1 protein-coding gene is annotated in these 1,302 nt (G+C 67.3%); it reads left to right on the plus strand.

All coding sequences use genetic code 11. The features are described 5' to 3' along the window. Positions 1 to 137 precede the first annotated feature (137 nt). Positions 138 to 1,262: an IS30 family transposase gene (locus ABD323_RS41260; protein WP_425556341.1), complete on the plus strand. Its 1,125-nt coding sequence runs from the start codon at positions 138 to 140 to the stop codon at positions 1,260 to 1,262. The last annotated feature ends 40 nt before the right edge of the window (positions 1,263 to 1,302 follow it).

The raw sequence follows: 1,302 nt of genomic DNA on the forward strand, positions 1-1,302 counted from the left end.
CTTGGGTTCTAGGGATCGTTGCAACACCCTGACCGGGGACTGCAATGACCTTCGAGATTCGTAAGGAACGGACCAGACAGGGGCCGCGCAAACTGGTCCGTGAGCAGGCGGAATACTTCCGGCTCATGGACCAGGGGCTGAGCAGCCAGGAAGCATGCCGGATCGTCGGGATCAACTTTCGGACCGGCAAGCGATGGCGCAACGGCAGTCAGCCGACCGGCACGAGGAAGGGGAAGCCGCCCGTTCAGCGGCCGGCTTCCCCTCTGCCCGACTCCTCCCGCCATTTGCGGGAGGAAGAGCGCATTCACATCGCGGACCGGCTTCGTGAGAAGGCATCGATCCGCTCGATCGCTGCCGAGCTGGGCCGTAGCCCCTCCACCGTCAGCCGCGAGATCAAGCGCAACCGGCACCCCGACAGCGAGGTCTACCGCCCGCACGCGGCCCAGGCCAGGGCTGACGCCCGTCGGCCACGCCCCAAGCCGCGCAAGATTGCCCGGAGCCCCGAACTAGGGGACTTCATCCAGGAACACTTGGACAGGAAGTGGAGCCCGGAGCAGATCTGCCAGGCTCTACGGGCACGGTTTCCCGAGCGGCCGGAGATGCACGTGGTCCACGAGACGGTCTATCAGACCCTCTACCTGCAAGGACGCGGTGAGTTGCGTCGCGAAATCGCGGCTGCCCTGCGCTCGGGACGCACCTGGCGCCGGCCGCATCGCCAGGCCCAGCGGCGCCAGCCACGGTTCACCACCCCGATGGTCATGATCAGCGATCGGCCCGCCGACGCGGAGGACCGGGCAGTGCCCGGCCACTGGGAGGGCGACCTAATCATCGGCAAGGACGGCACCTCAGCCATCGGTACCCTGGTCGAACGCGCCACCCGCTACGTCATGCTCCTGCATCTGCCGAACGGCCGCACCGCCGAGCACGTCCGGGACGCCCTCGTAACCACCGTGCAGGCCTTGCCGGCCCACCTGGTGCGTTCACTGACCTGGGACCAGGGCTCCGAGATGGCCTCCCACGGCTCGTTCACCGTCGTCACCGGCGTTCCGGTCTACTTCTGCGACCCGGCCAGTCCCTGGCAGCGTGGCTCGAACGAGAACACGAACGGCCTGCTCCGCCAGTACTTCCCCAAGGGCACCGATCTGTCCCTCCACGGTCCGGAGCGCCTGGCCGCGGTCGCCGCCGAACTCAACGGCCGCCCGCGCAAAACGCTCGGCTGGGAAACCCCAGCCGAGCGCCTGCATAAACTCATCGCAGCCTGATCAAACCGACCACGTGTTGCAACAACCCCTGGAATCCGCC

The sequence above is a fragment of the Kitasatospora nipponensis genome (assembly GCF_039528135.1).
Classification (GTDB): domain Bacteria; phylum Actinomycetota; class Actinomycetes; order Streptomycetales; family Streptomycetaceae; genus Kitasatospora; species Kitasatospora nipponensis.